This window comes from Deferribacter autotrophicus, assembly GCF_008362905.1.
Classification (GTDB): domain Bacteria; phylum Chrysiogenota; class Deferribacteres; order Deferribacterales; family Deferribacteraceae; genus Deferribacter; species Deferribacter autotrophicus.
On record NZ_VFJB01000001.1, the window covers coordinates 284,939 to 310,778 of the forward strand.

At 30.9% G+C, this 25,840-nt stretch carries 26 protein-coding genes; 9 read left to right on the forward strand and 17 right to left on the reverse strand.

Annotation, left to right across the window (positions count from 1 at the left end; genetic code table 11):
* From tatA to FHQ18_RS01390, 16 genes are all read right to left on the reverse strand, one after another.
* Entirely contained in the window at positions 1 to 213 is a 213-nt protein-coding gene (gene tatA, locus FHQ18_RS01315) for a twin-arginine translocase TatA/TatE family subunit (protein WP_149265364.1), read from the reverse strand.
* Positions 214 to 267: 54 nt separating this feature from the next.
* Positions 268 to 1,731, reverse strand: coding sequence for an apolipoprotein N-acyltransferase (gene lnt, locus FHQ18_RS01320; protein WP_149265365.1), 1,464 nt, complete (start codon positions 1,729 to 1,731; stop codon positions 268 to 270).
* Entirely contained in the window at positions 1,710 to 3,314 is a 1,605-nt protein-coding gene (locus tag FHQ18_RS01325) for an ArnT family glycosyltransferase (protein ID WP_149265366.1), read from the reverse strand. Before FHQ18_RS01325 ends, lnt begins: the two co-directional genes overlap by 22 nt.
* Positions 3,301 to 3,588 carry a lipid-A-disaccharide synthase N-terminal domain-containing protein gene (locus FHQ18_RS01330; protein ID WP_149265367.1) on the reverse strand — a complete coding sequence of 96 codons (288 nt, stop codon included), beginning with the start codon at positions 3,586 to 3,588 and terminating at the stop codon, positions 3,301 to 3,303. The genes FHQ18_RS01325 and FHQ18_RS01330 overlap by 14 nt, the downstream gene beginning before the upstream one ends.
* Positions 3,581 to 4,297, reverse strand: coding sequence for a glycosyltransferase family 2 protein (locus tag FHQ18_RS01335; RefSeq protein WP_149265368.1), 717 nt, complete (start codon positions 4,295 to 4,297; stop codon positions 3,581 to 3,583). The genes FHQ18_RS01330 and FHQ18_RS01335 overlap by 8 nt, the downstream gene beginning before the upstream one ends.
* On the reverse strand, positions 4,287 to 5,786 hold the full coding sequence (locus tag FHQ18_RS01340; protein ID WP_149265369.1) for a sensor histidine kinase: 1,500 nt from the start codon (positions 5,784 to 5,786) through the stop codon (positions 4,287 to 4,289). Before FHQ18_RS01340 ends, FHQ18_RS01335 begins: the two co-directional genes overlap by 11 nt.
* On the reverse strand, positions 5,779 to 6,378 hold the full coding sequence (locus FHQ18_RS01345) for a hypothetical protein (protein ID WP_149265370.1): 600 nt from the start codon (positions 6,376 to 6,378) through the stop codon (positions 5,779 to 5,781). Before FHQ18_RS01345 ends, FHQ18_RS01340 begins: the two co-directional genes overlap by 8 nt.
* The gene (locus FHQ18_RS01350; RefSeq protein WP_149265371.1) at positions 6,371 to 6,946 is read right to left on the reverse strand and encodes a phosphoribosyltransferase family protein; all 576 of its coding nucleotides are present in this window, start codon (positions 6,944 to 6,946) and stop codon (positions 6,371 to 6,373) included. The genes FHQ18_RS01345 and FHQ18_RS01350 overlap by 8 nt, the downstream gene beginning before the upstream one ends.
* On the reverse strand, positions 6,924 to 7,844 hold the full coding sequence (locus FHQ18_RS01355) for an ABC transporter permease (RefSeq protein WP_149265372.1): 921 nt from the start codon (positions 7,842 to 7,844) through the stop codon (positions 6,924 to 6,926). Before FHQ18_RS01355 ends, FHQ18_RS01350 begins: the two co-directional genes overlap by 23 nt.
* Before the next feature lie 2 nt (positions 7,845 to 7,846).
* Positions 7,847 to 8,905, reverse strand: a complete 1,059-nt coding sequence (locus tag FHQ18_RS01360; protein WP_149265373.1) for an ABC transporter permease — start codon at positions 8,903 to 8,905, stop codon at positions 7,847 to 7,849.
* Positions 8,895 to 10,409 (reverse strand): ABC transporter ATP-binding protein, encoded by a 1,515-nt coding sequence (locus FHQ18_RS01365; protein ID WP_149265374.1) that lies wholly within the window; start codon positions 10,407 to 10,409, stop codon positions 8,895 to 8,897. Before FHQ18_RS01365 ends, FHQ18_RS01360 begins: the two co-directional genes overlap by 11 nt.
* 53 nt (positions 10,410 to 10,462) lie before the next feature.
* A complete protein-coding gene (locus FHQ18_RS01370; protein WP_149265375.1) occupies positions 10,463 to 11,521 on the reverse strand; it encodes a BMP family ABC transporter substrate-binding protein in 1,059 nt (352 codons plus the stop codon).
* A gap of 145 nt (positions 11,522 to 11,666) precedes the next feature.
* Positions 11,667 to 13,106 (reverse strand): M14/M99 family metallopeptidase, encoded by a 1,440-nt coding sequence (locus tag FHQ18_RS01375; protein ID WP_149265376.1) that lies wholly within the window; start codon positions 13,104 to 13,106, stop codon positions 11,667 to 11,669.
* Positions 13,103 to 14,344, reverse strand: coding sequence for a L,D-transpeptidase family protein (locus tag FHQ18_RS01380; RefSeq protein ID WP_149265377.1), 1,242 nt, complete (start codon positions 14,342 to 14,344; stop codon positions 13,103 to 13,105). Before FHQ18_RS01380 ends, FHQ18_RS01375 begins: the two co-directional genes overlap by 4 nt.
* Positions 14,341 to 15,624 carry a diguanylate cyclase gene (locus tag FHQ18_RS01385; RefSeq protein WP_149265378.1) on the reverse strand — a complete coding sequence of 428 codons (1,284 nt, stop codon included), beginning with the start codon at positions 15,622 to 15,624 and terminating at the stop codon, positions 14,341 to 14,343. Before FHQ18_RS01385 ends, FHQ18_RS01380 begins: the two co-directional genes overlap by 4 nt.
* Positions 15,621 to 16,952 (reverse strand): RsmB/NOP family class I SAM-dependent RNA methyltransferase, encoded by a 1,332-nt coding sequence (locus FHQ18_RS01390; RefSeq protein ID WP_149265379.1) that lies wholly within the window; start codon positions 16,950 to 16,952, stop codon positions 15,621 to 15,623. The genes FHQ18_RS01385 and FHQ18_RS01390 overlap by 4 nt, the downstream gene beginning before the upstream one ends.
* A 132-nt stretch (positions 16,953 to 17,084) precedes the next feature.
* Between FHQ18_RS01390 and FHQ18_RS01395 the strand changes: the two genes are divergently transcribed.
* The 7 genes from FHQ18_RS01395 (at position 17,085) to FHQ18_RS01425 (ending at position 21,799) form a co-directional block, all read left to right on the forward strand.
* Positions 17,085 to 17,510, forward strand: a complete 426-nt coding sequence (locus FHQ18_RS01395; RefSeq protein WP_149265380.1) for an FKBP-type peptidyl-prolyl cis-trans isomerase — start codon at positions 17,085 to 17,087, stop codon at positions 17,508 to 17,510.
* Between the two features lie 105 nt (positions 17,511 to 17,615).
* Positions 17,616 to 18,578, forward strand: coding sequence for an ADP-glyceromanno-heptose 6-epimerase (gene rfaD, locus FHQ18_RS01400; RefSeq protein ID WP_149265381.1), 963 nt, complete (start codon positions 17,616 to 17,618; stop codon positions 18,576 to 18,578).
* A gap of 190 nt (positions 18,579 to 18,768) precedes the next feature.
* Positions 18,769 to 19,164, forward strand: a complete 396-nt coding sequence (gene speD, locus FHQ18_RS01405; RefSeq protein WP_149265382.1) for an adenosylmethionine decarboxylase — start codon at positions 18,769 to 18,771, stop codon at positions 19,162 to 19,164.
* Positions 19,165 to 19,209: 45 nt separating this feature from the next.
* Positions 19,210 to 20,043, forward strand: coding sequence for a polyamine aminopropyltransferase (gene speE / locus FHQ18_RS01410; protein WP_149265383.1), 834 nt, complete (start codon positions 19,210 to 19,212; stop codon positions 20,041 to 20,043).
* Positions 20,040 to 20,870, forward strand: coding sequence for an agmatinase (gene speB, locus FHQ18_RS01415; protein WP_149265384.1), 831 nt, complete (start codon positions 20,040 to 20,042; stop codon positions 20,868 to 20,870). The genes speE and speB overlap by 4 nt, the downstream gene beginning before the upstream one ends.
* Positions 20,871 to 20,940: 70 nt before the next feature.
* Positions 20,941 to 21,213, forward strand: a complete 273-nt coding sequence (locus FHQ18_RS01420) for an HU family DNA-binding protein (RefSeq protein WP_149265385.1) — start codon at positions 20,941 to 20,943, stop codon at positions 21,211 to 21,213.
* A gap of 31 nt (positions 21,214 to 21,244) precedes the next feature.
* Positions 21,245 to 21,799: a cupin domain-containing protein gene (locus FHQ18_RS01425; protein WP_149265386.1), complete on the forward strand. Its 555-nt coding sequence runs from the start codon at positions 21,245 to 21,247 to the stop codon at positions 21,797 to 21,799.
* An 800-nt stretch (positions 21,800 to 22,599) separates the two neighbouring features.
* On the opposite strand, the gene FHQ18_RS01430 is transcribed toward FHQ18_RS01425, so the two are convergent.
* Positions 22,600 to 23,787 (reverse strand): IS110 family RNA-guided transposase, encoded by a 1,188-nt coding sequence (locus FHQ18_RS01430; protein ID WP_149265355.1) that lies wholly within the window; start codon positions 23,785 to 23,787, stop codon positions 22,600 to 22,602.
* 299 nt (positions 23,788 to 24,086) lie between these two features.
* Here FHQ18_RS01430 and FHQ18_RS01435 point away from each other — a divergent pair, with 299 nt between their 5' ends.
* A complete protein-coding gene (locus FHQ18_RS01435) occupies positions 24,087 to 25,388 on the forward strand; it encodes a phenylacetate--CoA ligase family protein (protein WP_149265387.1) in 1,302 nt (433 codons plus the stop codon).
* A 14-nt stretch (positions 25,389 to 25,402) separates the two neighbouring features.
* Entirely contained in the window at positions 25,403 to 25,834 is a 432-nt protein-coding gene (locus FHQ18_RS01440; RefSeq protein WP_149265388.1) for an ACT domain-containing protein, read from the forward strand.
* The last annotated feature ends 6 nt before the right edge of the window (positions 25,835 to 25,840 follow it).

Consider the following 25,840-nt stretch of genomic DNA (forward strand, 5'->3'; position numbering starts at 1 on the left):
TTATGCGTCTTTGTCTTCCTTTTTAGCTTCCACTTGTTTCTTTTCTTCTTCTGGAGTTATATCCACAGCATTTTCAGCTTCATGTGCGGCTTTTTTAAAGTTTTTGATAGCCTTACCAAGCCCCTCTCCAATCTGTGGAAGCTTACCAGCTCCAAAAATCACAAGCACTATCACAAGTATAATTAAAAGCTCTTGTGTTCCTAATCCAAACATACATTACCTCCTTGTTTTTAGCATTAGCATATTTACTCTTTTTATTAAAAATTATCAATATGTTTTCTTTGATTTTTTCCATTTAATTTCTATAATTATTCCTAAAACAATAAAAATTAACAACCACCAATACGTTATTTTATTAAATATTGTGCTTCCACTTATCAATGATATTTTACACTCTAATATCCCTTTTTCACCTACAGGTAATAACTTTATGTCATTATTTATTGGATTAATGCAAGCTGAAATCCCTGATTGTGTTCCTCTTATTACCGGTTTGTAAAACTCATAACTTCTTACAATATCGATGGCAAGATGCTGTTTTCTACCATTCGAATAACCAAACCAGCTATCATTTGTGAGAAATACCAAAACATTAGCTCCTCTTTTTAAAAACTTTCTTATAAGAAAAGTATAAGCTGACTCGTAACATAATGGCGTAGCATATTTTATGTTACCATCATTAAACACTACAAATTCATTTCCATGTGAAAAATCTTCAGCACCTTGGAAAAAGTAGTATTCAATAGGTTTTAATAAGCTCTTTAAAGGGAAATACTCACCAAAAGGGACAAGATGAATTTTATCATAAATAAAGAGCTCATTCCTATTTATGAAAAATACGCTGTTATAATATTTTTTCTTCACCTCACCTTCATACCTTAAACAACCAAAAATCAAAGACTTATCATGTAAGGAATTCGCTAAATAATCGATTAACTCCTTTTCATTGTTGCAAAACGTTGGAAAAACTGATTCAGGCATCACCACTATTTCTACATCTTCTATTTTGATTTGATTTAACAAATCCAACACATCATTTATAAGATCATCTTTTTTAAAAGGATTCCATTTCTCTTTCTGATCATATGCAGGTTGAATCACTGCAACATTTATTTCACTTGATTTTTTGAAATCTTTCACCCCAAAATTTCCCACAAAAATCAAACAAACTAAAAATAAAATAGTAAAAATTACCGGTAAATATTTCTTTTTAAAAAACAAGTTGAACAACGCTAAATTAAACAAAATTATAAGAAAAGAAACCCCATTTTCTCCAATAACAGAATATATATTTTTAAACAAATGATTATTATATTGAGTCAAGCCTAAATTTAGCCAAGGAAATCCAGTAAATAAATACCCCTTAACAATTTCTAAAATTACAAATATTGATGCTAATAAAATAATATTAAACTTTTTCTTAAAACATAAGAAAAAAAGATAATAATACAAAGATAGATAAATAGAAAAGGCAACAAGAATTAGTAGACCTACAATTTTTGGTGCATTACCAAAGTCACTAATCGTTATTATTATCCACTTCAAAGTAAATACATAAAAAAGAGTGCCAAATAAGATAGAAGGAAGAAAGATCTTATTACTTTTGCTTATTGTAAATAGGACAGGAACAAATGCGATAAAGGCAAAAGGATAAAAGTCATAACCTGGTGTAGAGAAAATAAGTAGAATGGCAGATAAAATGGGAAAAACTATTTTTCCAATCGATTGCATAGGTATGCACTTTGCTTCCGTTGTTCAAAGATTTTTTCACATTTTACATTAAATTTCTTTTGAAAGATATCGATTCTTTTGGGCCTTGTAACAAGGAAGAATTTATTATTTTTCTTAACAAACTCTTTGATCTCTTTATCATTTGTCAAATAAAACTGTTTATACTTTTCATCCTTTTCAAATTGAATCTCCCTTTCCTTGCCATATGCAATAACAACAAGCTTATTTCTATAAAATGAAATAGAAGGAATAAAATCATTATACACCAAGACGTTTAATTTTTTTTCAGGATCAAGTTCATTAATTTTAAAAGTCATCAATCTATAACCTTTTATACTGGGACCTATTGAGGGCAAAACCAGATATATAATAAAAGAAAGCGAAATTATCGAAAAAGCTACAGACTTGATAAATTTTTCATTATTTAAATTGATAATCACCGGCGCAAGCGTCAACATCACCAAAATACCGTATAAAACTATGGTCTTTTTATAAGGGATTAAAGGTTTATAAAAAAAGCCACTGAACATTACCGCAAATACAATTATCACTAGAAAAACAAGAGATAGGTATCTAATAATTTTATTATCATATTCCTTAATACCAATATAGGCAAAAATCGATGACACAGGAAACAACGGTAAAATATATGTGGCAAGTTTACTTTTCGCTATGCTGAAAATCACAAAAGGAACAAACATATAAATAAAAAGCACTTTATAATTTACACTCATTTTCTTTAAATTAAATAATCCTTTTAAAAAATAAAATGAATAAGGGATGAAGCCTCCGATAAATACAAGAATGAAGAAATAAAACGGCTTATAACGATGAAATCTATTGGTAGCCACTCTATCTATGGTTTGTACCTTTAAGAAATAATTAAGCAAATCAGGATTCTTGATTATCACAGCTACATACCACGGCAATGATATAACCATAAATATAAAAAAAGCTGTTAATATTTCAGATACTTTAAAAACTTTTCTATGATTCTTATCATAAATTTTAGCAATAAAAAAAGGAAGTAAAGTAAAGAGAAAAATTATGGGACCTTTTGTCAAAAATCCAAAGCCCAAAGCTAAACCATAAAAAACCGCATTTACAAATTGTTTTTCATAATAAATCTGTCGAAATAAAAAATATTGTGCAACTACCGTCCACATAGTCAAATAAATATCTGTGGAAACCACTCGTGAAATAGCAAGAAAAAGAAAACTCGAAGCATATATCAATGCAACATTATAACAGTCCTCATCTTGCTTGAGAAAAATCTTAGACATCTTGTATAAAAAGAAAATCGAGATAACAGCAGCTAATACTCCAAAAAATCTTGCACCAAGCCCGTTTATTCCAAAAAGTTTTAAACCTGCTGCTATCATCCAATAAGCAAAAGGAGGTTTATGAAAGTGCTTTATACCGTTAAATCTTGGCTCTATATAATCGCCTGAAACTACCATCTCCCTCGCAATCTCTGAATATCTTGCTTCCGTAGTTTCAAAAAGAGGGATGAGTTTTAGGGGGTAAATCAATATAAAAAAGTAAAATATCAAAAAGAGATAAACTCTTCTATTTTGATTCATTAAGTTTTCTATTCCTCTCTTTATAAATAAAATACAAGTTCCTTGTGTATATTAAAAATCCTGTTGATTGTCCCACAATAAACACAATATCTTTACGCATAATAGCGTATGTAAGAAGACATACACTTCCCACCAAACTGAAATACCAGAAAGCAATAGGAATGACACTTTTTTTCCTCTTCTCACTGTAAATCCACTGCACAAAGAAACGCATAAAAAAGAAAAATTGACCAGTAAAACCGATTGTTAACATTAACGCTTCTGTCTTAAACATTTTTTTCCTTCACTTTTATTTTTAAGTGTCTCTTAATCATCCATCTCACAGCAATCAAATCATATAGCCCTTCTTTTGCTCTCTTTAAATTTGTATATTTTGATTGCCCAAAAGCCCTAGGCCTGTGATTTACTTTCACTTCAATTACCTTTGCCCCTTCAAGTCTCATTAAAGTGGGGATAAAACGATGCAATCCCCTGTACATTTTAATTCTTCTTACCATATCTGCTCTCAAAATTTTTAAGGCACACCCTGTATCTTTAATCGTTTCATTTGTCAACCAATTTCTAACAAAATTACCAATCTTACTTCCTATCTTTTTAGCCCATGTATCTTGCCTGTTATATCTCCAACCATTTACCACATCATATTCTCCATAGTATTCAAGCATCTTTGGAATGTCTCTTGGATCATTTTGCAAATCTGCATCCATAGTAATTATTACATCACCTCTTGCATTCTGAAAACCGGCATACAAAGCTGCTGATTGACCACAATTCTTTTCAAAAGAAATATATTTTACACGGTCATCTAAATCTGCCAACTCTTTCATTATCGAAAGGCTGTTATCGGTACTTGCATCATCCACAAATAAGATTTCATAATCATATTTTAATGAATTTGCAACTTCAGTTATTTCATTATACAATCTTTTAAGATTTTCTTCTTCATTATAAACTGGTATTACAAAAGATATTTTATTGATCATTTTCCTCTCCTAAAAATCTTGGTAAATAAATTTTGAAAGTTGTACCAACACCTTCTTCACTTATTACTTCAATTTTTCCATTATTGGCATCAATAATCTCCCTTACAATGGAAAGCCCCATACCTGTACCTTCTTTCTTTGTAGTATAAAATTCATTGAATATTTTTTCCTGAACATCTTTAGGTATACCTACCCCATTATCTATAAATTGAAAAACTATCTCATTTTCTAAACAATCAACTACAAGCTTAATGCTAGCATCATCTTTGCCTTCAACAGCATCTATAGCATTTTTTATCAAATTTATAAATACTTGCTCAAGTTGTATTCTCGAAATTTTTATTTTACAATCACTCCAGTCACCAACTTTACTAATTTCAAATTTTATATAATCTTTATCAAACAAAATTCTTCTTGCATAGGTTTCAATATCTTTCATAAATTGTTCCAAATTTATAACCTCAACATTGTTTGGAGAATATTTAGAAAAACGAAGAGTTTGATCAATGATCCCCCTAATCCTTTCTGCATCAATGATTATCCCTTCCACTAATCTTTTCGTATGTCCATCTCCCATTTTTTCACAGTAATGCATTAGTAAATCTGTATTTATCATTATTGAATTCAGTGGATTTTTTATTTCATGACTTATAGAAGCCATAAGCTGCCCTATAGTTGTTAACCTATCAACATGCAACATATTCCTATGCATAGTATCTATCTTATAATTAGCCTTCCTCAATGAAGAAACCATAAAATTAAAATATTTTGCTAACCTTTCAATCTCGTCCCGAGTTTTCAGTTTTAGGCTTACATTTAAATTATTATGCGCAACTTCCTTCATCCCATTTTCTATCAGTTGTAACGGATGCACTATCAATCTATTAATCAAATAAGAAAGTAGTCCAGTAAGGATGATAGAAAATATTACTAATGTCACTATAACCTTTGTAGCTTCTTCACTCATAATCTTGGTAATTCTATTTACATCAACATTAATATTTAACACCCCAATAATATTCCCTTCATCCGTATGACATTTTTTACATGTCCCCACATTTTCGTAAGGTTTGTAGTAGGAATAAAATGTCAAATGTTTAGTTTTAACCAGCTTCAAACCTTCCTTTTCCAAAAAATTATCATAAATTGAACTTATATATTCCTGATTATATTTTGTAGCAAAACTAGAATAAGAACAATTAATATCCCTGTCTTTACCAAAAATATGTATCCCTAATATATTTTCATCTTTACTCAACCTGTGAACCAGTTCTTTTACAGCCCCCTTATCTCCATTTGCCATAAAATTATTTATTGCTCTATCAACCATTAAAGGTAATGTCTTGACATAATTTTTTACAATTAACATCGATTTCTTTTTTACATTAGACGCTAAATAAATACCTATTAATACATTTAGAGCTAAAAGGATAATAAAGATTATAAGGGTAATTTTTAATTGTAAATTTATATAACGTTTCTTATTCATTATTAATTCTAATTGAACTAAATACCTTTTCTCCTAATTCTATTATTTTGTCGTCAGTATTATCAAAGGTTACTATAAATTGATAAAATATATTACCATTTGTAATCAATTTTGCTCTAAATCCTACAACTCTTTCTAAATTTTTGTATTTCATTGTCCCCTTTACCACTCTAATACTTAAGTCGTCTGTATCCCTATTCTCTTGTGAATACTTTAATGTACCTTTAACACTAAACTTACTGAGCTGATCAATTAATCCTTTTTCCAATGCTTTTATATCAGGATTTTTATCAGCATATACAAATTTTGCTACGCTCACACCAAAAAAACCGTAATTGTATTCATATACTGCAGCATCTTTGATAATATCTTTCTTTTTTATATTTAAATCACGTTTTTTAAGCTCTCCCGGAGATAAAAGATTAACACCTATTTCATCTAATTTATAATTCTCAAGTTTTTTCGATAAAAGAGTTAAATTTCGTTCATGTATCTTTTCATCAGATACATTACTTAATTGTTTTTTTATATACACTCCAAAAATCGCTATTGCAAATACCACTAGTGAAATTATAATAATTTTTTTATTCATAACATTCTCCTACTATTCTCTCTAAATCACTACTATTTATTAATGAAATTATATCATCCCTATCACTTTTATTTACAACCACACATTTTGCCAAAATTTCAGCATTTGCCTGTTTACAGATATCTTCTATTGAATTTAATGTAGCACCTTGCGCAAAAAAATCATCCACAAAAACTATTTTATCCCCTTTTAACAAAACATCCTTTGATACAAAAAGTTCAGTTTCAGTTTGTTTAGTAAAAGAATAACTCTTACTATAATAAAAAGAATCCATAGTTATAGGACGTTTTTTCTTTGCGAAAATAAAGGGTTTTCCCATTAAATAAGATAAAATTGATGCAAAAGAAATTCCACTACTTTCAACTGTTAAAAATTTATCAAAAACTATACCTGATAAACTTTCTTTAAAAAAACCTGCGACCCATTCTAAAACTTCAGGCAAAACTTGATGATTTAAAAAACTCTGTACATTGATAATATCACCATTTATCTTAGCATTGTTTTTAAAATAGTTATAAAACTTCTTTTTGTAATCTATCAAAGCGTTACCTTCTATCCTCTCTATCATATGGAAGCCCCAACCCTTCAGGTTCTACCCTAGCTCCCTTTTCCAGTCTGATTGTTGCAATTACTAAGACTATAATAGTAAAAAAATAAGGTAACATCTGCAAAATATGAGCAGATACATTAGTACCCATAGCTTGCAATCTTAATTGGAGAGCATTAATTCCACCAAAAAGATATGCTCCAAACATGGCGCGATAACAATACCATGACGCAAATATCACTAGTGCCACAGCAATCCATCCACGACCAGCACTCATATTTTCAATCCAAAGAGGAGTATAAGCCAACGATAAATAAGCTCCTCCAATACCAGAAAGTCCTGAACCAAATACAGTGGAGAAAAACCTTATTTTGTACACATTTATACCTGCGGTATCTGCAGCACCAGGATTTTCTCCAACCATCCTTATCTTTAAACCAAATTTTGTCTTAAACAAAATAAAAGACAATATTACAACCGTAATATAACTAAAATATACCAAAATATCCTGGTTGAAAAACACACCTATTATTGGAATCTTAGCCAGAACAGGTACCTCTATTTTTTGAAAGCCATTCAAAGGAATACCTATCATTTTTTTTCCAAAAAGAGCTGTAACACCAATTCCAAACATGGTAAGAGCCAAACCGCTAACGATTTGATTAGCTCTTAAATAAACTGTTATAAAACCATGTATCATACCTGCTAAAGCAGCTAAAATAAATGCTGCTAAAACACCTAAGTAAAGATTTCCAGTAATGTGGGAAACATAGAATCCACTTAAAGCACCAATTAACATTAAACCTTCTACACCTAGATTTATAATACCACTTCTTTCAGTCAAGATTTCTCCTAATGTTGCATACAGGATAGAAGTACCAGCTCTAATTGTAGCATCCAATAAGATTTCAACCATCATCGTTACTTTTCTCCAAAACTAATACGATAATTTACAAAAAATTCAGAAGATATAACAAAAAAGAGAATTAAACCTTGAAAAGCATTTATAAAAGCAATAGGTAGCTGATAATTTATTTGTAAAGCATCATTCCCCACAAACAAAACACCCATTATAAATGAAACCAATAATACCCCCAGTGCACTTCTTCTTGCAAGCCATGCAACTATTATTGCAGTGTAACCATATCCTGGAGATATTCCATGTTGCAATCTATATGTTACTCCAGCAACTTCACTAAAACCAGCAATACCTGAAAGTAACCCACTTATAAACATTACAATTATAACATTCTTTTCATAATTTATACCTGCGTATTTGGCAGCATTGGGATTATTTCCAATCACTCTAATTTCGTATCCCCAAACAGTTTTTTCAATAAGAATATAAAATAAAAATGCAAGCACAAGAGCTATAAAAAACCCCGTATGCAATCTTGTGTCAAAGTAATACCCAAGCCTTGCTACATCAGGAAACTGCTTTGTAAGCGGGAAGTTAAACCCTTTAGGATCCTTCCATGGCCCGTATACTAAATAATCCACCCACAGAATAGCAATGTAATTCATCAACAACGTTACAATTATCTCATTTACATTCCATTTCGCTTTCAAAAATCCAGGGATCATACCCCAAATACCGCTGAATAACCCAGCAGATAAAAACATTGCCAACAACATCAAAAAATGATTATTTATCGGATAATACAATGCAACGAGAGATGCTCCAAAAGCTCCAATGTAGAGTTGCCCTTCTGCTCCTATATTCCATAACTCCATTCGAAATGCTAATGCAACTCCAAGACCACAAAGTAACAATGGAGTCGTTTTAACTAAGGTCTCACTAAAACCATAAAAAGAACCTAATGACTCTACAAACATATCTTTAAAAACACTAAACGGATTTAACCCATTTGCATATAAGAAAATTCCAACAATCACAAAGGAAAACAAAATTGCAATAAAAGGTGCTATTACTAGAACAAATCTGTTTTGTTCACTTCTTTTAACTATTTTAATTTTCACCTTTATGCCCTGCCATTAATAATCCTATTTCAGTTATTGAAGTTTTTTCAGGATCTACAATTCCCACAATTTTACCTCTAAAAATTACCCCAATTCTATCAGATAATTTAAAAAGTTCATCCAAATCTTCTGATATTAAAATTGTGGTAACCCCCTTTTCCCTTTCCTCAAGTAAAACTTTATGCACATATTCTGCAGAACCTATATCAAGACCTCTTGTAGGGTATAAAGCTACTAGAATCTGAGGATGTTGAGATAATTCACGTGCAATAATAACTTTCTGTATATTACCACCAGACAAAAACCTAACTGCTTGGTTTAATGAAGCCACCTTTATATCAAAATTCTTTATTTTCTCTTTTGCATTTTCCCTAATTTTTTTAAAATTTAAGAAAAAGCCTTTTCTAAATTTCTTATCCTTGAAGTTCTTTAAAACCAAGTTTTCTTCTACACTCATATCAGGGGCTATCCCCATTGTCTTCCTATCTTCAGGAATATGCGCAATGCCAGCAATATATTTACTTCTGGCACTAGAATAAGTCATATCCTGTCCATTTATTTCAATTAAACCTTTTTCTACCTTTTTTAATCCAGTCAAAACCTCAGCCAGAGCTTTTTGACCATTTCCCGCTACACCAGCAATTCCAAATATTTCACCTTTAAAAACTTCAAGGCTTAATCCATCTAAATCAGATAATCCTTTATCATTTCTGACGTATAAATCTTGCAATTTTAATATAACTTTCTTATCAGCTAACGGTTTCTTACTCAGTACAATTTCCTCATCTCTATCAATCATTAATTTCGCAAGGATATTTTCATCAAATTGGCCTTTTTCAAGAGTTTTTACCACTTCACCTTTCTTCAAAATTGTGACCCTATCTGAAATATCCATCACTTCTTTCATCTTATGAGAAATAAAAATGATAGACCTACCGTCTTTTTTCAATTCATGTAAAAACTCAAATAATTTTTCACTTTCCTGTGGAGTTAAAACTGCAGTAGGCTCATCTAAAATAAATAATTTGCAATCCCTCAAAAGTAACTTTATTATTTCAACCCACTGCTGCTTACCTATCTCTAATTTCCAAATAGGTTCATCAAGGGAAATCCCTAAATTAAATCTTTCTATAATTTCTTTAATTCTCTTTTTTACTTCATTGTTTTTTAACATAAAAGGCGGTTTACTAACTGAAAAGAATAAGTTCTCATAAACAGTATGATTCCTCACCAGCATAAAATGCTGATGAACCATTCCGATACCAAGCTTTAAAGCATCTGCTGGTGAATTTATATTAACTTTTTTACCTTCCCAATAGATATGACCACTGTCAGGCTTATAAAGGCCTGTTAAGATATTCATCAAAGTACTTTTACCTGCACCATTTTCACCTAAGAGAGTATGTACCTCACCTACCCTAACATTAAAGGATACTTTGTTATTCGCAGTTATTTTACCAAAAATTTTTGTTATTTCTTTTAACTCTAATAAAATCTTGCTCATATTATAATCTCAAAAATTTAGGGGAGCTTAAGCTCCCCTAAAACTTTGTATTTTTACTTTGGGATAACTCCCTGCACACCTTCTACAAAAAAACTCATACCCAAAAGCTCTTGATCACTAAATACTTTCCCTTTTGGCAACACTACTTTACCATTTTGATCTCTAATTTCACCTTCAAACACTTTGAACTTGCCACTTATAATATCATTTTTCACTTTTTCAACAACTTTTTTCACTTCTGCAGGAACTTTATCACTAATAGGCGCAAGCTTTACTGCACCTTTATCCATACCCCACCATATTTGCTCGCTTTTCCAAGTACCATTATGAACAGCGTTAGCCACATATTCATAAATCGCAGCCCAATTCCAAATTGGAGCTGTCAAGAAACCATTTGGAGCATATTTTCTCATATCTGAGTTATAACCAATCACATATTTACCTCTAGCCTCAGCAGCCTGTAATGTTGCAGGGGTATCTTGATGCATTGCTAATACGTCTGCACCTACATCTAACAAACTTTCTGCAGCATTTCTCTCTGTTCCTGGGTCAAACCAAGTCTGAGTCCACACTACCTTTACAATAGCTTTTGGATTAACCTTTCTTACTCCAAGAGTAAATGCATTTATACCTCTTATTACTTCTGGAATTGGATGAGCAGCTACATAACCAATTATGTTACTTTTTGTCATAGCACCTGCAATCATACCAGAAAGATATCTAGGTTGATACATCCTTCCGAAATAAGTTCCTACATTAGGTGCTGTTTTATACCCTGAACAATGCATAAATACCACATTTTTAAATCTTTTGGCCACTTCAAGGGTTGGATCCATATATCCAAAACTTGTTGTAAATATAAGATTATGACCGGTTTTAGCTAATTTCATAATTACCCTTAATGCATCAGCTCCTTCAGGAACTGATTCAACATAGGTAGTTTTTTTCACATATGGTAATTTTTCTAAAGCTTCCCTTCCTTGATCATGCGCATAAGTCCAACCACCATCACCAACAGGACCAACATAAACAAAACCAACTTTTAAATCCTTACTCCATCCTAAAGATAACAAAAACAGCAAAACTAATACCGATAAAAACAGCTTTCTCATAACTCCTCCTAAATGCAATATTTTTATTGACTGCGAGATTCTTCCCCTTAGTTAATATTCAGGGTCAGAATGACACTTTCTGAAGTCATTCTGAGTCCGCCCTGAGACGGACGAAGAATCTTATTTTTTAAACTCAAATTGTATATTAATTTTCCTTTATTTCAATATAAAAAGTTGCCAAAACTATCTTATTATTCTTTGCTACAACTGGATAAACTTCTTTATCCTTAAAAAGAGAATATTTCCTCATAAAATTTGAATCAATTAAAATCTCATATCCCCTATCGTCTCCAATATTATTCACAACATTTGAAGGAACAAATCCCTTAAAATTGATTTTTATATCATCGCCTACCACACCTTCACTAAAAACCTTTAACAATTTTATCACATCACCTTTTTTCAATACAATTTTTTCACCATTCAAAACAGCTCTCTTTTTACCATTAACTTCTATGATAAATACCCAGTTTTGTTCTTCTAATGATCTACTTATTTTCAGAAAAATCTTACCCATTACCTTATTATCTTTTCTAAAAATGATCTCAGTGTCTTTGGTAATCTTTACAGGTATACCCATATCATTCAAACCGTTTACTCCTAAAACATCACAGGATAATCCTCTTTTATAATTAGACTCAATATGAATAACTTCCAGAAGTGAATTCTTTGATAAATACAATATCTTATTATTTTCAATTATGTGTGGTTCTCCATTAACCTGCAATACCACATATTTAAATTCAGGTTTTGGTAAAAAAATCTGTGGTTGTTCTGGTACAATATCAAACAATTTCATAAATGCATTTACAGCATAGTTGTGGTGTAAAACCTTCATCTCAACTGTAGGTAAATTCTTGGAAGCCTCTATACCAAAAGCTGGAATACAATACGTCTTCAACGCATAATATGTAGCTGTTTTTCTCATATCTTTAAAAGAAGTTTGCGGATCATCTGTATTAGTATTAAAATAATGCATGAAATATTTCTCATCCCCTATCTTCTTATTTACCTCTTCTAAGACCTCATAAGCCCAATCTTTTAAAGGCAAAACTTTTCCATCTTTACATTTAAATTCATCAGCATCTGTAATTATAGATTGACCAAATCGTTTTGGATTTCTCAAATTATCAATATATTTTGGATTATGAAACCCCCACCCATCATGCAGATGAAGGAAAATATCCGATTCTGCCATCAGTTTCTTGATTATAGAGACTACCTTATCCATATCTGTTTCAATTTTATTCTTATGGAATATCCTGTTCATATCACCATCAACACCACGACTGAAAAGAATTATGGACTTAAAATTTGCTCTTGGAACAACTATTAAATTACCCTGCTCTAATGTAAGCTCAGAATACAAATCTGCAGATAAGAAACCACCAGGCTCATCCCCCTGTATCCCCCCTACAATAAGCATAGTTTTTCCATCTCTTCTTCCATAAATTTTATAAACATGCAGTTCATAATCAGAACCTTTAAAATAAACTTTATGTACTGTAGATGGCCTTTTCACATCTTTTGCAAACAGTGGAAAAGTAAAAACCACCAAAAGCACTAAGATAAAATAACGAATCATCGAATTTTACTCCAAGACTCTCTATCTATTTGATAATCGCCAGGACATCCCTTTAACATAAGCCTTTTTATCCCATAATCCTCGTATGAGTCAGCTTTATATCTTTGTTTAAAAACAACTTCTATTAATAAAGGATTAACAATTTTAAAATTCAAATCACTAATTTCTACACTAATTTTTCCATGCCTTTTAAAAATATCCTTTTTATACTCTTTCCAACCATCCCTGTTATACCCTTTTGCGGTAAAGCTTTTGGAGTAAAAACTTATATATTTATCAATATCTTTACTTTCCCAAGCATTTTTCCAATTATCTACAAAAGATTCAATAAATCGTCTCAACATTTTATAATTACTGGCAGCCTGATAAGATTCATAAATAATTTGATATTTGCCGGTATCATTATACAAAAACAATTGTTTATAGCCCTCATTTAGTAAATTCGGTGCACAATACAGTTGTCTAAAGTTTATGTAAATTTCTTTATTATCTTCTTTTAAAATCTTCAGTTCATCATGATAAATTTTCCTATATGGATAGATATTCATCAATTTTTCTTTTATTAAAAGATATCTTTTTAAGTTTTGCCCTAGATCATTTCTGAACAAGATATGATAATAGCTGCTAAACTCTTGAAAATTATTATTTTGCCAAGAAGTTAAATATGACTCAAAGTAATTTATCCAATAACTTTTTTGAGAAATATAATCTGTAGCATCTAAGTATTCTATTTGTTTAGTAATTATTACATCCCTCTCAATTGGATTAAATGTCCCTAAATTTTTTAAATCGCCATTATGCAATGCTACACATCCTTGTGTAAAAGTTTTATTATCACCCTCATCTAAACCATGAATCCATATACCATAACCAGTTTTACCTAGGATTTTATCTACAGGATTTGGATAATTTAAAGGATAGGCTCCATCTCCATAAATTCTTGACAGCTTTGATGGTGGAATAAAACTTTTTATTTTATATACCCCTTCAGGAGTTTTCTTATCCCCCTCTTTTTGTTTGTCACCTTCGATTTCGCCAAGTAAAATATCACTATATTCACGAACAATATTTATTTCATCATTTACAATTTTTACAACTTTTAACTTTTTCTCACTCTTATCTACAATAAAAATATAATCATCTTTTACACCTTCAGTAAAAACATTACCTAAAAATTGTGTATATCCATTTATGCAGTATAAAAGGATTAAAAATAAAACTATAAACCTTTTAATCATTCTATCACCACCTTATTCTTTCCTGTCTCTTTTGCTTTGTATAATCTTTCATCAGCAATTTTAATTACTTCATCAAGATCATTAGCTTCATCACGACTGGCAACACCAAAACTAACTGTTACTTTTTCATTTATCTCATCAAACTCCATGTTCTCCACTTTATTTCTTATCTTTTCAGCAACTAAAAATGCCTTTTCCTTATCCGTTTCAGGAAGCAATATTACAAACTCTTCTCCGCCAAACCTTGCTAATGTATCAGAATTTCTTATGTTAAGCTTAATTGCATCTGCCAGTTTTTTTAATACAAAATCACCTACATTGTGTCCATAAGTATCATTAATGTTTTTAAAATTATCAATATCCAGCATAATTATTGAATAATTACTTTTATATCTGTTTGCTCTCGTTTCTTCTTTTTTTGCAACCTCCCAAAAAAATCTTCTATTATAACTTTTTGTCAAATCATCAGTTGTTGCTAAAATAGACAACATTTTGTTTTTTGTATCTAGCATATCGATGAGATATTTTATACGTAAATGTGATCTAACCCTTAAATAAAATTCCCCTACATCAAAGGGCTTCGTCAAAAAATCTGATGCACCAAGCAAGAATAAATCGTATTTTACAAACGGTTCATTAGCTATAGTGATTATCATAACTGGTGTATGTTCATAAAGTTTTATTGATTTAAAAAACTTAATAAACTCTTTAGATGTTCCATCATCCACATAGTAATCAAGTATAACCAAATCAATTTTAGGCATACTTATGTTTATTACCTCTTTCGCTTCCTCCAAAGAGTAATAGCTATAAACTGTTATACCAGCATACTCCAATAAACCTTTAATATACAAATTTTGAGTTTTACTATCTTCGATTAATAAAACATTATTCCCACTGTAATCAATGGTTTTAACAAGCCTATCAAGATTTGTAATAAACTCTGCAAGTTTTTTTTGTGTATCTGCCTTTGTAAAAAAAGCAATAGCTCCCACCTCATAAGCCTTCTTCTTTGCTTCATCCCCTGTTTCTGATGTAATTATAGCAATCTGTATTTTATAATAGCGTGGATCATTTTTTATTTTTTTACAGAATTCATAGCCATCACCATCAGGCAAATAAACATCCAAAGTTATCAAATCATAGTCTTTCTCTTGTAATTTTTCCCAAGCTTCAGATATACTAGAAGCTGTATCCACAACATAATTTAACATACCTAAATTATTTTTTAAAACCGTTGAAAAAAACCCGCTATCCTCCACCACCAAAACTCGTCTCATATTAAACCTCTGATAAAATATCTATCAATCTTATTTTTTAATTTTCCGTTAATGTTTTTAAACATTCCAATAGGTAATTTCTTAAAAAAGAGTAGACCCTTTTTATTTTCAATTTCTTTATCAATCACTAAATCATTACCTTTTAAAAATATCATTGCAGATTCATAATCTACTTCTAAACCTTGTAATCCTGTTTTACTGCCAAACTCCCAACAACATTGAGTCGAGTATTCAATCTCTTTGCCAATTAGTTTGCCAAATCTAATACCACTTTTTTCATATCTCAATCCATCGATTAAAAATTTTGAAGAAAGAAATAAATATCCGTTTGATTCATATAAACAATAAGAATTATCCATTTGAAAAGTATTATTTATAGAAACATTACTTCTGCTTACCTTAGCACATACCTCGTCACCATATTTTTTCTTAAATCCAGCCACAAAAAATCCATCGTAACCACTCAAATGTTCATGATGAGGAAAAACTCTAACTACTCTTTCATCTATAAACGCATCTCCTGATAATCCCTTACAAAAATTATTTTTATTTAAATCTAACAACTCCACATCATATTTATCTAAAACATATTTCACCACATCTTCATTTTCTTCCGGAGAAAAAGTACATGTGGAATATATTAAAATACCTCCCTTCTTTAACACCTTAATTGCCGAATCAACTAATTCTTTCTGAAGCTTAGACAATTTTTTAACTAAATCTTCATCCCAAGAATTCAACACAGTTTTGTCTCTGAATATCTTGTTTTCATTACTACAGGGTGCATCAAGTAAAACAGCATCAAAGACACTCTCACAAAATTTATGTAAATATCTACCATCATATGATACTGTTGCTACATTCCACGCTCCATATTTTTCAATATTAAATTGTAAGTTCTTCAATCTTTTTTTTGAAGGTTCATTAGCTATTATTAAACCTTTTCTTCCCAAGTATTCACTTAATGCGGTAGTCTTGCCACCAGGAGATGCTGCCATATCAAGGATTATAGGTTCATCAACATCTATATGTTCTAACAAAAACTTTACAGGAATTAGAGAAGAAGGATTTTGAATATAAAATCCTCCTGTCTTAAAAGCTATGGTATTAGATAAAACAAATTCATCATCAATAACTTTTGCTACGTTCTTAAAATTATTATCTAACTGATATTCTACATTTAAATAATCAAGTTCCTCTAAATAATTAATATTTCTTGCACAATTTATCCTGACAAATTTTTCTTTCTGTTTTTTTAAAGAATCAATAAATAAATCAAACTCATCACCTAGTAGCTCTTTATATTTTACCAAAAAACTCCTATTCATAAAAATTTTTATACATTATACTTAATTAATATCAACAAAATTTTAAACTTTATGTAGCATTTTTTAAATTTCTATTTATTTTACTATTTAAATGTGCTAGCATTTGATAAATTTTTTTAAAGGAGATTTTTTATGACAGTTAAGAACGATTCAACCGTAACATTTATCTACACTGTTACGTTGGAAGATGGAACAGTTGTAGATGCTGTAACACACGAAGAACCATTAACAGCAGAAATGGGGCAAAATCAACTTTTGCCAGTTTTGGAAGAACAGATATTAGGAATGAGCATTGGCGACAAAAAAGATGTTGTTTTAAGCCCAGATGATACTTTTGGTCCTTACAATGAAAGTCTTATAACAGAAATACCACGTGAAGAAATTCAATTAGATCCTTCAATTAAAGAAAATATGTATATCGATTTGGAAGATGAGCAAAATAATCTTTATAGAGGTAAAGTTTTAGAGTTAACGGATGAATATGTAAAAATCGATTTTAATCATCCTTTAGCAGGCCAAACTCTTACCTATTCTATAGAAATCATCGACATTAAATAAACACAAGGGGGTAACCCCTGTGTTTTATTTTAATAAAAATACTATTTACAAAATCAAATTTATTTATATTAAATTCACACACAGTAATAATCTAAGGGGTATGAAATGATATTATTAACAGGTGCTGCTGGATTCATTGGTAGTGTTATTTTAAAACACTTAAACAATAACGGTATTTCCGATATTTTATGTGTAGATAGACTAGGAGAAAAAATAAAATGGAGAAATTTAGTAGCAAAAAAATTTACAGATTTTATAGATAGAGAAGAATTTATCGAGTCTTTGGATAAATTTAACAATATTGATTTTATTATTCATATGGGAGCATGTACCGATACCACAGAATTTAATTTAGACTATCTTATGGATATAAATTACGAATATAGCAAAAAGCTTTTCCAATTTGCGACCACTAAAAAAATCCCTATAATTTATGCTAGCAGTGCAGCCACATATGGTAATGGCGAATTAGGTTATAACGATGATGAGTCACTAATACCTGAATTAAAACCTTTAAACCCCTATGGATTTTCCAAACAATTATTTGATATTTGGGTATTAAAACAAAAAGAAAAACCTCCTTTTTGGGCTGGTTTTAAGTTTTTCAATGTGTACGGCCCAAATGAATACCACAAAGGTAGAATGGCAAGCGTAATATTCCACGCATTTAATCAACTAAAGGAAACAGGGGTCATAAAACTTTTCAAGTCTCATAGAGAAGATTACAAACATGGAGAACAAAAGAGAGATTTTATATATGTTAAAGATGTTGCAAAAGTAATTTTCTACTTTTTCTCAAACCCCAAAAATAGCGGTATTTATAACTTAGGTACAGGCAATGCAAGAAGCTTTAATGATTTAGCAAATAATGTAATTAAAAACTATGGTAAAGGAAAAATTCATTACATAGATATGCCAGAAGATATCAGGGATAAATATCAATATTTTACAGAGGCAAAAATGGAAAAACTTTATAGTTTGGATTATTCAGAAAAGTTCTACTCATTAGAGGAAGGAATACAAGATTACGTTACAAATTTTTTAATGAAAAATTATAAAATTTATTAAAATTTTCTTCGAATAAACTTTTTTTTATCTTGAAAAGACATCAATCTTGTTATTTATCATATAATTGCGATTTTCTATATTTTTTGTTATTGACATATTTTTTCATTTAATTTATAAGTTCGTGCCCTTTATAGAAAAGAAAAAAGTATTAACATAGCATTTTTTTGATGTTTCTTAACAGGAGGTATTAATGAAAGCACTCGGAAGACATATATTGGTTGAATTCTATGGTTGTGATGCTGATACATTAAACAATACCGAACTTTTAGATAAAGAAATGCAAGAAGCTGCTAAAAAAAGTGGTGCTACTATCATTAACAGTACCTTTCATACATTTAGCCCATATGGAGTAAGCGGTGTAGTGGTTATTGCTGAATCTCACCTTACAATACATACATGGCCTGAATATGGTTATGCGGCAGTTGATCTTTTTACATGCGGAGATACTGTTGATCCATGGATCGCATTTGAACACCTAAAAAATGTCTTAAAGGCGTCCCACACATCAACTATTGAAATGAAAAGAGGACAGTTAAACGATATTCAAGGTGAACTCAGACATAAACCTGTCAATGCAGAAATTTAACCTTCAACACTCTTTAGCATTTTAATATAATAACTGGAGGATATTATGGATCTTTGGTTCACAGAAAAATATGAAAACAATACTGCTCTTTCCATAAAGATAAAAAAAACATTATACAGTGGTAAATCACCCTTTCAAAAAATTGATATTTTAGAGTCAGAAGATCTCGGTAGAATCTTACTGCTTGATGATTTTATAATGCTTACAGAAGCCCATGAATTTGCATATCATGAAATGATTGCCCATGTCCCACTTTTCGCACACCCAAATCCTGAAAAAGTTTTAATTATTGGTGGCGGTGATGGTGGAACTGCAAGAGAAGTTGTAAAACATGATGTAGTAAAAAAATGTGTTATGTGTGAAATCGACGGAATGGTCGTTGAAAAATCAAAAGAGTATTTGCCAACAGTAGCATCAGCCTTTGATAACCCAAAACTGGACCTTCTAATTGATGATGGTATCAAATATATAAAAGAAAATAAAGATACTTTTGATGTAATAATCATCGATTCCACTGATCCTATTGGTCCAGCAGAAGGGTTGTTTAAACAGGAATTTTATAAGCAAGTTTTTAATTGCTTAAAAGATGACGGCATTATGGTAGCTCAAGCAGAAAACCCTTATTATTATACAGATATTCAAAAAGATATGTTCGATAACTTAAAAGCCGTTTTCCCAATAGTAACTATGTATTTGTCTTTTATTCCGTTTTATCCAAGCGGTATGTGGTCTTTTGCTTTTGCTTCAAAAAAATATAAGTATAATGATAATCCAAGAATCTCAGACATTGAAAATATGGAAAAAACTCTCAAATATTTTAACAACGACATCTTTTACGGCTGTTTTGCACTACCTAATTTCGCAAAGGTAGTTTTATGAACCCTATTTCAAATTGTTTTATTGAATGCAACAAAAATTTTGATGATTCTGAAATAGTAATTATAGGAATACCTTATGATGGGACAAGTAGTTATCGTCCTGGTTCAAGATTTGCCCCTGATGAAATCAGAAAAGCATCTTATGGCTTAGAAACATTTTCACCCATTCAAAATAAAGATCTTCTTGATAAAAATATTTGTGATATAGGTGATTTGGAACTATCATTCGGAAATAAACTAGATATTCTAAAAAAAATTGAGATAGAAATTGATAAAATCATTCATCAAAATAAAAAGATTTTATCTATAGGTGGCGAACATCTCATAACATATCCAATAATAAAAAGTTATCTAAAAAAATACCCTGACCTTTTCCTCATACATTTCGATGCCCACGCCGATTTAAGAGATGATTATTTAGGTGAAAATTTATCTCATGCTACTGTTATAAGAAGAATCTCCGAACTAATAGGTCTAAACAGAATCTTCCAATACGGCATAAGAAGCGGCACAAAAGAGGAGTTTGATATAATCCGTAATAACAACCTACTAAATAGAGACCTTAATAAGGTAAAAAATATTATAGGAGATACCCCTGTTTACATCACTGTAGATTTAGATATTTTGGATCCATCTGTTTTTCCCGGCACTGGTACTCCTGAACCAGGAGGAATCAGTTTTAATTCACTTATCAACAAATTACATATTTTATCAGAGCTAAATATAGTAGGTTGTGATGTTGTTGAATTGGCTCCTGATTACGATCCTTCAAAAGTTTCTACTATTGTTGCAGCAAAAATTATCAGAGAACTTTTAATTTTTATTTGAAATCTCTTTTTTTATGATATATAAGCTATTGAGCGTAGTCTTTAATAATAAATATATTTAGGAGGTAGGTGTGAACAAAAAAGAATTGATTGAAAGAATTGCTTCAAAAGCTGGTTTGAAAAAAGCTGAAGCAGAAAGAGCACTTGCTGCTTTTGAAGAAACTGTAATCGAAGCACTTAAATCAGGGGACAAAGTTACACTTGTTGGCTTTGGTACTTTCTCCGTAAGTGAAAGAAAAGAAAGAAAAGGAAGAAACCCTCAAACTGGAGAGGAAATCATAATCCCAGCAACAAAAACTCCAAAATTTACTGCTGGAAAAATCTTAAAAGAATCAGTAAAGTAAGCGGCTCTATAAAGAGCCGTTTTTTCTTCTTATGAACAATAATATACTTGGCGAAAAACTCAGAAATCTTAGAAAATCTCAAGGATACAGCCTTAATCAACTCGCAAAAGCAATAGGTAAAACAAAAAGTTATATTTCAATGATAGAAAATGGTAAAGCTGTACCATCTATGGCTACATTAAAAGCTATCACAAATTTTTTCGGAGTTAACATCTCTGATCTTTTAGAAGAAGATGAAAAAGATATTCACTTAAACAAAGAAAGTTTCCAATTTGATAAAGATGCAGAGCTTATTTACTCCAAAAAAGATCTTTACAATTTATATCTGTTAATAAAAAACCCTCTTTTAAAAATGAAAACATATCTTGTGGAAATACCTCCTGGTGGTGGTTATCACCAAGAGATAAAACATGAAGGAGAAGAGTTCGGCTACGTTTTAGAAGGTGAAATTGAGTTAACATTAAACAACCAAACTCATAACATTACTTCCGGTAATTACTTCTATTTTTACTCTCATAAAAAACATAAAGTAAAAAACAAAAAAAACACCCCGGCAAAAGTTCTCTGGATTTATCTCCCAAAATAAAAAATCATTTTAAACAAAGTTAAATAGTTCTCACTGAAAAAGTGAGAACTATTTATTAATAAATGATTTATGTTTTTAAATTACTTTTATATCAAACAATTATACAGAAATACTTTACTCCTAAAACCATATAAAAGGTCATTGCACAACAAATAAACAAATACTGTGGGAACATGACTATATGTTTAACACATTGGTAATAAAGAGATTGCTTCGCTAACGCTCGCAATGACAAAAATAACAATGTCACCAGCGAGGAGCGGTAGCGACGAAGCAATCTCTAGTTTATCAATGAGTTATAAAAATATTAAGCTACTATTGTGCAACACCCTTATATAAGTAAGTAACTTAATATTCTTATCCTCCAGTTTTTTCGAATAATTTACTAAAAACTGGGGAAATTTTTATAGGAATATTGAAATAAATCAATCATTATTAATTAGTTGCCACTTTTTCAGTGGCAACTAATTAATAGTTAATATGTTTTTCTTTATTATACTTATTGTTATCCATCAATTACTAAAATCTATTGTTTTATATAATTTATTGTAAACTCTAAATCTTTTTGGGGGTTTTAAAGGGGGTTACCCCCTAAATTAGTTTTCGTTAGAAAACTAATTTATGTAAAAAATAATAAATAAATTCTTATCCATTTAATTTTCTTTATAGGGGGTTATAAAGGGGGCTTGCCCCCTTTAAGTATCATTTTTGCAAATATCACAAATGAATAATTTTTAATTATCAATAAAATACACTTTTTCAGCAGGAACTAATTAGTCAACTATAAATATTAAAAATTATTAAGATAATTTAGGCATATGAAAAACCTCTTTTTTTGTAAGCATGGCATAAAGTACACGCACAAGTTTGTTACACAATGCAATCATAGCTTTTCTATGAGGCATACCTTCCTCCTTCTTTTTCAAATAATACGCTCTAAAATACTCATTAAACTTCATAACACCACTTGCCATAAGATAAAGAATACGCCTAAGGGACCGGGATCCTTTTTTACTTATTCTGCCGTTACTATACATACTTCCGGATTGTTTAATAGCAGGATCTATCCCGGCATAGGCAGCAAGTTTACCTTTGTTGGCAAATCTGTTTATATCTTTAATTTCTGCAAGAAAATGGGCAGCGGTAATATCATTAATTCCTTTGATAGAAGTAATAATCTCCATATCATCTTTTTTGGAAGATTTTATTTTATCAATAAATTCCTTCGTAATATTATCAAGTCGGCTATTAAGAAATATGAGCATTTCAACATCTTCTTTGATGACAGTAGCCCAGATATCAGAGGAAATACCAATGGAGGATTTAGCAAGGGATATGAGCTTCTGAGGGGTAATATTTGACTTATGTGCAAACTTCAATTCATCAAGAATCTTTTGAATATCATCTTCATTAGCATTCCTGATGATTTCAGCTGTAGGCATATGTTTAAGGATATGCAAAATGGATTGAGTAAATACATTGGCATTTGCCACAAGTTCAGGAAATACTACAGTAAGATGCTGTTTAAGCTGAGTCTTAACTCTTGCAATCTGCTGAGTAATATGTTCTCTCATCCTGGCAAGTGCGATAATATCATTGGACTCAGGAAGAGCAAAATAATTGAAATGTTCAATATTCTTAGCTATAAATTTAGCAATGATAACAGCATCAATTTTATCGGTTTTGGTTTTTCTGAGAGTAACGGATTGGGCAAATTTTTTGATGAGAGCTGGATTAATAAGACAGACATCTTTCTTTTTGGATACAAGGGATGCTAAGAGGTTAATGTGATAGCTGCCAGTAGATTCAAGAGCAATGATAGAGGAGTCATACTTTTTAATCAAGTCATAGAAGCTGTTAAAACCATCAATGTCCATTTGAAATTCAGCTTCTTTGAGAAGTTCAAGCTTATTGTTAATAATAGCGCAATTAAACTTATCTTTGGAAACATCAACACCTATAAAGAAAGCAAATTTGTCATTTTTCATGTCAAACCTCACTTAAAATATTTTAGTCCCGAATCCAAACTCCCGTTTGACAGTGGCTTGATAGCCAAATCAACCAATAGGGACTTTCGGGACGGGGGACAGACTAAATATGAAGCTTTTAAGCTTATTCCCACTGTAGTCCTCTGTCCCATTCTTAATTCATTACATAATATAATTTTCTTATACAACAAAAAAACGTAGGAGTTGCCACTGAAAAAGTGGCAACTAATTAATATTTGACTTCAAAATCGTATTTTGTTATTATTTAACCGGTTAAATAAATTAATTTGGAGCTGCAAATGATATGGAATGAAGAGTATGAAACCCTTCCTAGAGAAGCCCTTGAAGCATTACAGCTTAAAAGATTACAAAATCTTGTGGAAAGAGTTTATGCGACAGTTCCATTTTACAGGAAGAAACTAGATGAAGCTGGTGTAAGACCTGAACAGATAAAAAGTCTTGATGATTTGAAAAGATTACCATTCACAACAAAACAAGATCTAAGAGATAATTACCCTTTTGGATTATTTGCTGTTCCAAAAGAGCAAGTGGTTAGAATACATGCATCAAGCGGTACCACAGGAAAACCAACAGTAGTAGGTTATACAAAACGAGATATAAACACATGGGCAGAACTTATGGCCAGAACATTTCAGGCTGCAGGCGTAGGGAAAGGAGATATTCTTCAAAATGCCTATGGATACGGTTTGTTTACTGGTGGTCTTGGAGCACATTACGGTGCAGAATTAATTGGCGCATCAGTTATCCCTATTTCAGGAGGAAATTCTAAAAAACAGATTATGATAATGCAAGATTTCGGAACAACAGCAATTTCATGTACCCCTTCTTATGCTCTTAATTTATACGAAGTGGCTGAAGAAATGGGGGTAGATTTAAAAAAATTACCAGTTAAAGTGGGTGTATTCGGAGCTGAGCCTTGGACAAATGAAATGAGAAGAGAAATTGAAGAAAAATGGGGTATAGATGCCATAGACATTTACGGATTAAGCGAAGTAATCGGTCCAGGAGTTGCTTTTGAGTGCGTAGAAGCCAAAAATGGAATGCATATAAATGAAGACCATTTCCTTGTAGAAATTATCGACCCTGAAACCGGTGAACAGTTGCCTTATGGTGAAAAGGGAGAAATTGTTTTTACAACATTAACAAAAGAAGCAATCCCTCTCATTCGATATAGAACAAGAGATATTACAAGACTCATTAAAGCACCATGTATTTGTGGAAGAACCTTTGTTAGAATGGAAAAAGTGATGGGTAGAAGTGACGATATGCTTATCATCAGAGGAGTAAACGTTTTCCCATCACAAATTGAATCTATTTTGATGGAAACAAAAGGGATTTTACCTCATTATCTCATTATCGTTGATAGAGAAAATAATCTTGATACGTTAGAAGTACTCGTTGAAGTTAATGAAGAGTTTTTCTCAGATGAAATCAAAAAATTACAGCAGCTTGAAATTAGTATAGAAAAAAGCATAAAAGAGATGATAGGGATTTCTGCAAAAGTCAGACTTGTAGAACCTAAAACTATAGAAAGAAGTCAGGGCAAAGCAAAAAGGGTTATCGATAAAAGAAAGATTTAAATTAGGAGGCAACAATGAAAATTACGCAAATATCCATTTTTATAGAGAACCAATCTGGTAGATTATGGGAAGTATGTGATCTTTTGGGAAAGAATAATATAAACATTCGTGCCCTTTCATTAGCAGATACATCAGATTTTGGTATCTTAAGACTCATTGTAAACGATCCAGAGAAAGCTTATCAAAAATTAAGAGAAAATGAATTCACCGTTGGAAAAACGGAAGTTATTGCTGTTGAAGTCCCTGACTCACCAGGAGGATTGGCAAAGGTATTAAAAATTTTAAAAGATAACAATATCAATGTGGAATATATGTATGCCTTTGTGGAAAGAAGCGGTGATTGCGCAATTATGATTTTTCGCTTCGACGAAACTGATAAAGCAATAGAAGCTTTGAATAACAATGGTATTAAAACAATAAAAGGTCAAGAAATTTACGGATTATAAAATAAA

Bases quoted from the DNA above. Each gene is read 5' to 3' on its own strand.
- FHQ18_RS01425 (WP_149265386.1), top strand. From the start codon at position 21,245: ATGAACAATAATATACTTGGCGAAAAACTCAGAAATCTTAGAAAATCT.
- FHQ18_RS01325 (WP_149265366.1), bottom strand. From the start codon at position 3,314: ATGAATCAAAATAGAAGAGTTTATCTCTTTTTGATATTTTACTTTTTT.
- FHQ18_RS01355 (WP_149265372.1), bottom strand. From the start codon at position 7,844: ATGATGGTTGAAATCTTATTGGATGCTACAATTAGAGCTGGTACTTCT.
- FHQ18_RS01365 (WP_149265374.1), bottom strand. From the start codon at position 10,409: ATGAGCAAGATTTTATTAGAGTTAAAAGAAATAACAAAAATTTTTGGT.
- FHQ18_RS01430 (WP_149265355.1), bottom strand. From the start codon at position 23,787: ATGAAAAATGACAAATTTGCTTTCTTTATAGGTGTTGATGTTTCCAAA.
- FHQ18_RS01395 (WP_149265380.1), top strand. From the start codon at position 17,085: ATGACAGTTAAGAACGATTCAACCGTAACATTTATCTACACTGTTACG.
- rfaD (WP_149265381.1), top strand. From the start codon at position 17,616: ATGATATTATTAACAGGTGCTGCTGGATTCATTGGTAGTGTTATTTTA.
- FHQ18_RS01375 (WP_149265376.1), bottom strand. From the start codon at position 13,106: ATGATTCGTTATTTTATCTTAGTGCTTTTGGTGGTTTTTACTTTTCCA.
- FHQ18_RS01330 (WP_149265367.1), bottom strand. From the start codon at position 3,588: ATGTTTAAGACAGAAGCGTTAATGTTAACAATCGGTTTTACTGGTCAA.
- FHQ18_RS01390 (WP_149265379.1), bottom strand. From the start codon at position 16,952: ATGAATAGGAGTTTTTTGGTAAAATATAAAGAGCTACTAGGTGATGAG.
- FHQ18_RS01350 (WP_149265371.1), bottom strand. From the start codon at position 6,946: ATGATAGAGAGGATAGAAGGTAACGCTTTGATAGATTACAAAAAGAAG.
- speE (WP_149265383.1), top strand. From the start codon at position 19,210: ATGGATCTTTGGTTCACAGAAAAATATGAAAACAATACTGCTCTTTCC.
- FHQ18_RS01435 (WP_149265387.1), top strand. From the start codon at position 24,087: ATGATATGGAATGAAGAGTATGAAACCCTTCCTAGAGAAGCCCTTGAA.
- lnt (WP_149265365.1), bottom strand. From the start codon at position 1,731: ATGCAATCGATTGGAAAAATAGTTTTTCCCATTTTATCTGCCATTCTA.
- FHQ18_RS01335 (WP_149265368.1), bottom strand. From the start codon at position 4,297: ATGATCAATAAAATATCTTTTGTAATACCAGTTTATAATGAAGAAGAA.
- FHQ18_RS01345 (WP_149265370.1), bottom strand. From the start codon at position 6,378: ATGAATAAAAAAATTATTATAATTTCACTAGTGGTATTTGCAATAGCG.
- tatA (WP_149265364.1), bottom strand. From the start codon at position 213: ATGTTTGGATTAGGAACACAAGAGCTTTTAATTATACTTGTGATAGTG.
- FHQ18_RS01370 (WP_149265375.1), bottom strand. From the start codon at position 11,521: ATGAGAAAGCTGTTTTTATCGGTATTAGTTTTGCTGTTTTTGTTATCT.
- speD (WP_149265382.1), top strand. From the start codon at position 18,769: ATGAAAGCACTCGGAAGACATATATTGGTTGAATTCTATGGTTGTGAT.
- FHQ18_RS01380 (WP_149265377.1), bottom strand. From the start codon at position 14,344: ATGATTAAAAGGTTTATAGTTTTATTTTTAATCCTTTTATACTGCATA.
- speB (WP_149265384.1), top strand. From the start codon at position 20,040: ATGAACCCTATTTCAAATTGTTTTATTGAATGCAACAAAAATTTTGAT.
- FHQ18_RS01440 (WP_149265388.1), top strand. From the start codon at position 25,403: ATGAAAATTACGCAAATATCCATTTTTATAGAGAACCAATCTGGTAGA.
- FHQ18_RS01340 (WP_149265369.1), bottom strand. From the start codon at position 5,786: ATGAATAAGAAACGTTATATAAATTTACAATTAAAAATTACCCTTATA.
- FHQ18_RS01385 (WP_149265378.1), bottom strand. From the start codon at position 15,624: ATGAGACGAGTTTTGGTGGTGGAGGATAGCGGGTTTTTTTCAACGGTT.